This is a genomic window from Aquiflexum sp. (assembly GCF_041751335.1).
Classification (GTDB): Bacteria; Bacteroidota; Bacteroidia; order Cytophagales; family Cyclobacteriaceae; genus Aquiflexum.
The window spans coordinates 1-7,451 of sequence record NZ_JBGSXS010000236.1 but is presented as its reverse complement, the minus strand read 5'-3'; the positions used below and the strand labels follow the sequence as shown (position 1 = coordinate 7,451).

Annotated in this window: 6 protein-coding genes; 2 read left to right on the top strand and 4 right to left on the bottom strand. The window is 37.8% G+C overall.

The window, feature by feature from the left end:
* Nucleotides 1-663 precede the first annotated feature (663 nt).
* The 4 genes from ACEW8U_RS12995 to ACEW8U_RS12980 all read right to left on the bottom strand — a co-directional run bounded on the left by ACEW8U_RS12995 (nucleotide 664) and on the right by ACEW8U_RS12980 (nucleotide 6,013).
* Nucleotides 664-2,208, bottom strand: coding sequence for an aldehyde dehydrogenase family protein (locus ACEW8U_RS12995; RefSeq protein ID WP_373522482.1), 1,545 nt, complete (start codon nucleotides 2,206-2,208; stop codon nucleotides 664-666).
* A 64-nt stretch (nucleotides 2,209-2,272) separates the two neighbouring features.
* Nucleotides 2,273-3,352, bottom strand: a complete 1,080-nt coding sequence (locus tag ACEW8U_RS12990) for a DUF4421 domain-containing protein (RefSeq protein WP_373522481.1) — start codon at nucleotides 3,350-3,352, stop codon at nucleotides 2,273-2,275.
* 596 nt (nucleotides 3,353-3,948) lie between these two features.
* On the bottom strand, nucleotides 3,949-4,659 hold the full coding sequence (locus tag ACEW8U_RS12985) for a glycosyltransferase (RefSeq protein ID WP_373522480.1): 711 nt from the start codon (nucleotides 4,657-4,659) through the stop codon (nucleotides 3,949-3,951).
* Between the two features lie 151 nt (nucleotides 4,660-4,810).
* The gene (locus tag ACEW8U_RS12980) at nucleotides 4,811-6,013 is read right to left on the bottom strand and encodes a pyridoxal phosphate-dependent aminotransferase (protein WP_373522479.1); all 1,203 of its coding nucleotides are present in this window, start codon (nucleotides 6,011-6,013) and stop codon (nucleotides 4,811-4,813) included.
* A gap of 134 nt (nucleotides 6,014-6,147) precedes the next feature.
* Between ACEW8U_RS12980 and ACEW8U_RS12975 the strand changes: the two genes are divergently transcribed.
* Together ACEW8U_RS12975 and ACEW8U_RS12970 are read left to right on the top strand one after the other, a co-directional pair.
* The gene (locus ACEW8U_RS12975) at nucleotides 6,148-7,011 is read left to right on the top strand and encodes a toxin-antitoxin system YwqK family antitoxin (protein WP_373522478.1); all 864 of its coding nucleotides are present in this window, start codon (nucleotides 6,148-6,150) and stop codon (nucleotides 7,009-7,011) included.
* A gap of 95 nt (nucleotides 7,012-7,106) precedes the next feature.
* A partial coding sequence (locus ACEW8U_RS12970) for a MarR family winged helix-turn-helix transcriptional regulator (RefSeq protein WP_373522477.1) occupies nucleotides 7,107-7,451 on the top strand: 345 nt, incomplete at its 3' end.

Genomic DNA, 7,451 nt, shown 5'->3' with positions numbered 1-7,451 from the left:
TTGAATCTAGCATATTACATGACTTTTGGTTCACAGGGTTACTCCATTACTGTTTCATAGATGGGCTGAGCTCCTTTTGCATTCTACTTTCGGGTACTGCCCTATCCTCATGCAAACAGTTCTCTTACGTGGTTCGGCTTTACGCCTTCTCCCTGAAACTTTGTAAATCGTTCCCTTACTTTAACATTCAGCCCTTCGGTACTTTTGTGAGACCTCCCTGTTTTATCCTTTGCAGGGCTCGTTTCTTGCCTACTATGGCTTCTGCTGACTTCTGACAGTACCGAGTCACATCACTGTGATCGTTCACCGCTCAGGCATTCGCGCATACCCTCGCCAGCATACTGACAGATCTCTCAGGGTAAGATCATCCGCTTTCTGTTCATGTAGCCTCTCCATTTACGTTTATGTGTTCCGTGCAGTATTGGGCTTTTGTTTCTTTTGCAACATCACCCGCACATACCCGCCTTATATGAAGTTTCCGTCCGTAGGCTCGAACATTTGCCGCCAGCTTCTTTCAGATTCGCAGTCGCCCACGACACCCTTGCTCTTGGCTAACGATAAGTACTGCAACTCTCGTTCGGGACTTGCACCCTATAGCGTGATGACCATGCCTGACACACAAAAAGAGGCTGTCCCTACTTATGAGACAGCCTCATTTTATCTTTAAATATCAAACTTAATCCCCTGCGCCAATGGCAAAGTAGTACTAAAGTTGATCGTATTGGTCTGACGGCGCATATAGGCTTTCCAGGAGTCAGAACCTGACTCGCGTCCTCCACCTGTTTCTTTTTCTCCTCCAAATGCCCCGCCTATCTCCGCACCTGAGGTTCCTATATTGACATTGGCGATACCACAATCAGAACCCGATGCTGAAAGGAATGCTTCGGCCTCTCTCATGTTCAAAGTCATGATTGCTGAGGACAGACCTTGAGGAACACCATTATGCATGGCAATTGCCTCTTCCAAGGTTTTATATTTCATGATATACAGGATAGGCGCAAATGTTTCTTCCTGTACCATCTTGAAATGGTTCTCTGCCTCAATGATACAAGGCTTCACGTAACATCCTGATTCATAACCTTCGCCTGATAGCACTCCTCCGGCTACAACTTCCTCCCCTCCTTCTGCCTTGACTTTTTCTATTGCCTTTTCATACATTTCCACCGCCAGTTTATCTATCAAAGGCCCAACATGGTTTTTTTCATTCAAGGGATTCCCGATAACCAATTTAGTATAAGCAGCAGCTAATCTTTCTTTTATAGATTCATAAATTGACTCGTGAATGATCAGCCTTCTGGTTGAGGTACATCTTTGACCCGCTGTACCGACGGCTCCAAACAAGGCTCCTCTGATAGCAATTTCAATATCTGCGTTTTCGGTGATGATGATAGCATTATTTCCACCCAGCTCCAACAGTGACCTTCCTAGTCTAGCCGCAACAGTCTGACCTACGATTTTGCCCATCCGGGTAGAACCTGTTGCAGAAATAAGGGGAACCCTCTTATCCTCTGTCATAAATTCCCCCACCTTATAATCTCCAACAATCAGAGAAGATATCCCTTCAGGCAATCCATTTTCTTTAAAAACTTTTGCTGCAATATGCTGGCAAGCTATTCCGGATAAGGGTGCTTTCTCAGAAGGTTTCCAAATACAAACATCCCCACATACCCAAGCAATCATGCTATTCCAAGACCACACAGCCACCGGGAAATTAAAAGCTGAAATAATCCCGACAATTCCCAAAGGATGCCATTGTTCATACATCCTGTGTGCGGGGCGTTCCGAATGCATGGTCAAGCCATATAATTGCCTGGATAATCCAACGGCAAAATCACAGATATCAATCATTTCCTGGACTTCTCCAAGACCTTCCTGATAAGATTTGCCCATTTCATAGGAAACCAATTTTCCCAAATCAGCTTTTACCTCACGCAGTGCATTTCCAATTTGCCTAACGATTTCCCCTCGTTGAGGAGCTGGCGTTTTATTCCAGGTTTTATAGGCTTCCTGGGCTTTGGATACAACAGCCTCATAACCTTCTCTGTTAGTTATTTGAACTTTCCCTATCAGTTCTCCATCAGCAGGTGAAAAAGAACTGATATAGTCCATTCCTGTTTCCATCCAGTTATTTCCTGTTGAAGTCCCAAGATTCTCGGAATGAACACCGAGCTTTTTTAAAGCGGCTTTTATACCATAAAATTCTGACATGTTATTTTGGTTTTATTGCTATTCGATAAGAGACAAAATTAAAAAAAATTCATCAGGCCTTTGCCTAATTTTCTTTTTTCTGCTTTAGTCCTTTGGGAATATATCTTTCAGGATCTACATAATCCAAATACTTCTGAAGTTTTGAGCCGACCTTAAACCTGTAAACAAAATTGATCCTGTAATTTCCGGTCATGATTTTTCCAGCATAATCATTGACCTGTGGTTTCCCTACGTTGTTGTGAACATAATTGGCATTAATTGACCAAACGGGTCCATTATAACCAACAAACCCTCTCAAAAAATAATTGGGAGCAAAAGCCCAGTTTTTTACCCTGGTTTCTTCATAATCCAAATATGATCTTCCCATAGCCATGCTTGCAGAAGCCATTCCGGTAACAAAAAAATGTTTCCAAAAAACCAAGGTATGCATATAACCAATGTTTGGTCCGAACTGAAAAAAACCAAGCCTTTGAAAATCACCAGCAGGGTTTCCCTGACTAGTTGGCGGCAGCAACATTCCATTATTATCAGCCCATGCACCATACGCTTCAAATCCTGCTAAAAAGCTTCCAGCCGATTTTTTTTGCCAAGCACTCTGTAAAAATGCCGCTTTCAATGATACTTTATCGCCATTGAACAAATACTGAACACTAGCTCCAAGCTTCCTTAATTTCAGATCGGGAAAAACAAGGATTTCTTCAGGTGGCAAGAGATTACCGTCAATCCTTTGCAAATAAAATCCGGTATAAAACTGCCCGAACAAATCAATCACCCAATTTTTTGGATATATATGAGCTTGAAGATCCAAATATTTTGTTTCACCAGTCCCCTCTCTTGGATTCATAAACCCAAAGCCATAGGCAAGATTTAATGTCACATCATTATAGGTAGCCCCAATACCTAGGTTGAGAGTGGAATTGGGTTCAAATCTTAACCTATTGTCCAGTATTCTATCCGTGATTATTAAAGATGTATATTTTCTTGAAACATAAACCCTTGTGGAAAGCATTTCTTTGTAAGACACATAATAAGTCGAATCATCCTGAGCTATCGATAGCGTATTAATACAGAAACAAAATCCTAGCAACAAAAGAAGGAAAATAAACCTGAAACCTAATTTCAGTCTTACGATATATCTAAACATTTACAAAATTAAGATTAATCAAAATGAACACTATAAAAAAATCCGCTTACTTGGCGGATTGTTTAAATTTGAATGGAAATCAGTAAAAATGATTATCTATATAATCTCCATTCATTTTAATTTCAAAAGTCTTTAGCAGAAAAAGTTGCTTAATCACCCGTGACAAATATAAGAAACTTTAAATTAAAATTCCAATACCCTGTTCACGGTATTTTTTGATTAAATAACAAAAAATTTATAAATAATTTTATTTGTTTTATAAAAACTGTGGAAAACAGCCAATAAATATATCTAACAATCGAAAAAAAATCAGTGAAAAAAAATGAAATGGATTATTGGAGTTTCCAATACATATATCTACTTAAAATATAATACATTGAAAAACAATTAATTATTTATTTAGTACAAAGGCTATTTCCCACATTAGGTATCCAACGGAATACCCCAAAAAGGGTATTTCAATTGACAAATATCATTGTTGAGAGAACAGAAAGGAGAATTAATTTATTCTTTAAATATTTATATTTTGAAACACCCTAAGTATTATATTACAAATTAAATGAAGCCTATTTGGGTATATGAATAAATTTCAAAAATTAGATTTTATCCATTCCCTTCCAGAATTTCAAAAAATAATATTTGATCGGGTTGGTATATTTCAGTTGTTTCCAAGGTCTGCTTCCATGTGGGCGGTGAAGCACTCTTATGTTCATCAATACAAAATTTTCAAAACCCAACTCCACCGACTTTTTGGAAATAAAAGTGTCATACCAATCTTTAGTATCATCCAATTCCATAAAATCAAAAGATTTTAAAAAACCGGGTGAAAATAAAGTACAGCAAAAACTCAAACTCCTTTCAGTTTTGATAATAAGTTTTGTCACTGACTTGAATTTTAGGTAAGGAAAATTTACAACGTCTTTTTCATCAACGGTAATGGCACCGATAAGTCCTGATTTTGGATTTTCGGCAAGAAAAGCCGCCATTTCACTTATTGTGTTTTGTTTGATCATTACATCAGACTCGATCACTAAAAGGGGAATACCTAGGCTCAATGCTTCTTTTTGGGCCATTTGGAGCACCAACTTGTAATTAGGAGAGGGTGTATCAGTGATGTCTTCAAGATTAACCAATCTATAGCCGAGTGTCATTGACTCAACCTCCAACTTTGATTTGGTCTCCTCTGTACTGAAATCATTAAAAATCGTGTGTATCAATGAATAGTTGGATTCTGCAATCGCTTTGGCACATTCAAGTGTGCTATCCACTGCATTTTTGACCGGTGTAATTACAAAAACTTTGGACATATATTTTGAATCAAATTAAAATCAAAGTTAATTTTTTCCAAAGCATAAAAAAACCCCTGCTGATGGCAAGGGGTTTTCCTTTAATGTTTAATCACACCAAATATTTTGTATTTTTTACAAAAAAACTTGATTTAAAGTCTCTTTTAAAAACTTATTTCAGTTTTAAAAGCGAATTTTTCATTCTCTTCAATGCCTCTGTCAAATCTTCTTCAGAAGCAGCATACGAAAGCCTTACACAATCAGGTGCTCCAAAAGCTGCACCTGTTACCAAAGATACATTTGCTTTTTCCAAAAGATACAGACAAATATCATCTGCATCTTTTACAGTAAAACCATCTACAGATTTTCCAAAGAAAGCAGTAACATCAGGAAAGAAATAAAATGCGCCTTCTGGCACATGTGTTTTGATTCCAGGAATATCTCTCAATAGTCCCAATACCAAGTCTCTCCTTTTTAGATAAGCCTCTTCCATTTTTTTTGAAGGATTTTGATCACCAACAATTGCTGCCAAGGCTGCCCTTTGAGCAATTCCTGTGCCTCCCGAAGTAAATTGTCCTTGCATTTTTTCGCATGCTTTGGCAATAAAAACAGGGGCACAAATATACCCTACTCTCCATCCTGTCATGGCATATCCTTTTGAAAATCCATTAACAGTAATCGTTTTTTCAAACATTCCTGGAAAAGAGCCAATGCTGGAATGCTTTCCTGTGAAATTGATCAATTCATATATCTCGTCAGCAATCACAAACAAATTCTCTCTTTTCTTTACAACTGATGCAATATCCTCCAATTCCTCTTTGCTGAATACAGAGCCCGTAGGATTACAAGGGGAAGAATAAATAATGGCTTTTGTTTTATCGGTCAATGCATCTTCTAACTGTGCTGCAGTCGCTTTAAAATTATTCTCAAGATTACCTTGAATCAAAACAGGCACACCACCGGCTAATTTGATAATCTCAGCATAACTCACCCAATAAGGGGAAAATATAACCACCTCATCACCTTCATTGATCATGCACATAAATATATTGGCAATAGAATGCTTTGCACCGGTGGACACCATAATGTTTTCAGCTTTCGCATCTGAGATATGATTTTCTTCTCTAAGTTTTTTTGCGATTGCCTCCCTCAGGTCCTGATATCCTGCTACAGGTGGGTATGCAAAATATTTTCCCTCATCGATGGATGCCTTTGCAGCTTCCTGGATATGTTTTGGGGTTTTGAAATCAGGCTCACCTAGGCTCAGACTGATGATATCTATGCCTTGGGCTTTCAGTTCTCGGGCTTTTTTGGCCATAGCCAAGGTAGCCGATTCCTCCATTTGGTTGATCCTGTCGGATAGAATAGAATTCATTATTATGGTTGTTTTTTAAATCCCGCCAAAAATACGGATTACTATGATTAATTCTACAATTAGCTGATGAATTGATTTGGAATCAATATTTTTGAGATAAAATATTGTTGCTCATTGGGCGTTAATAAAAATGTATGAATTCAAAAATCTCACTTCTTTTATTTTTGATGACAGTATCAAATGCTGTTTTTTCTCAGAAAGATGAAAAAGATGAACTGGTTGATCCTGATTCGACGGGAGTAATGGCCGACAATTTATTGCCAACCACTGCTCCGATCCTTCTTTTCGATGATTATACAAAATCCGACAAGAAAAAAGAAGAAAAGAAAAAGGCCAAAAAAAATATCTATTTTGGAGAAAGAACCAAGAAGGGCTATACCAAACAAACGGTAAGAGACCAAACCCAATATCAAATCTTCAATTTTACTACACAAAACAGAGAATTTGATCCCTACATTAGAGATATTCATTGGTTCGATACAAGAGATAAAGTAATCAGGACTAAGGAATTTGATCCATCAAGGGGGTATTTGCTACATGGCCCATATACCCGAGAGGTAGGAGATGCTGTAGTGGAAAAAGGGAATTTCTTTTATGGAACCAAACATGGTACATGGCTTACTTTTGATACCAAAACAGTATTGTTGGACAAATTGCACTATTCGGAAGGATGGCCAAAAGATTCAAAAGTAACCTACTATAATAGGGAACAAAGGAAAATTGAAAAACTAACTCCCGTTGAATACGAATTGATGGAAGGCAATTTCTTTCACTTTCACGAAAACGGTCAAATTGGGGTAACAGGTGAATATCATTTTGGGGAAAAAGTAGGTCTTTGGACAGAATACTGGAATACCAAAAACAACAAAATCATCCGAAAAAGAGAGATTCAATATCAGGAAAACCCATTTACCAAAAATTTTAGGCCATACATTAGAGCAGAATGGGACCAAGAAGGCAACCTAATCTATAGAAAAGAAGGAGTTGCGGCAAATTAATGTTCAACATTAAATACTCACAAACCCTATAATTTTTGTAGGATAATATTTTTTATTTTAATTTACTCCGTATATTTGTTGTGCTAATTATTGGTATGACACAAGAACAATTCAGTAAATATTCATTTCTATTGGATCGGACCGCAAGGCGGGTCAAACAATATGCCCAGCAAAAATTCAAATTGGGTGAATTTGACATTACTGTGGATCAGTGGCTTATCATGAAAAATCTCTCTGAAAACGAGCTTCTAAGTCAGGCTGAGCTGGCCCAATTGGTTTTCAAAGATCAACCAACACTGACAAGAATTGTAGATATTTTGGCTAAAAAAGGATATGTTGAAAGAGTCCCGCACCCAATGGACAGACGGAGTTTTCAATTGGTCCTGACAGATGAGGGCCAATCTAAGGTAGAGGAATTGAAACCCCAAATAGCATCAATC

What these genes read in the sequence shown, in the direction of transcription:
- ACEW8U_RS12995 (WP_373522482.1), bottom strand. Translation starts at nt 2,208, where the DNA reads ATGTCAGAATTTTATGGTATAAAAGCCGCTTTAAAAAAGCTCGGTGTT.
- ACEW8U_RS12985 (WP_373522480.1), bottom strand. Translation starts at nt 4,659, where the DNA reads ATGTCCAAAGTTTTTGTAATTACACCGGTCAAAAATGCAGTGGATAGC.
- ACEW8U_RS12980 (WP_373522479.1), bottom strand. Translation starts at nt 6,013, where the DNA reads ATGAATTCTATTCTATCCGACAGGATCAACCAAATGGAGGAATCGGCT.
- ACEW8U_RS12975 (WP_373522478.1), top strand. Translation starts at nt 6,148, where the DNA reads ATGAATTCAAAAATCTCACTTCTTTTATTTTTGATGACAGTATCAAAT.
- ACEW8U_RS12990 (WP_373522481.1), bottom strand. Translation starts at nt 3,352, where the DNA reads ATGTTTAGATATATCGTAAGACTGAAATTAGGTTTCAGGTTTATTTTC.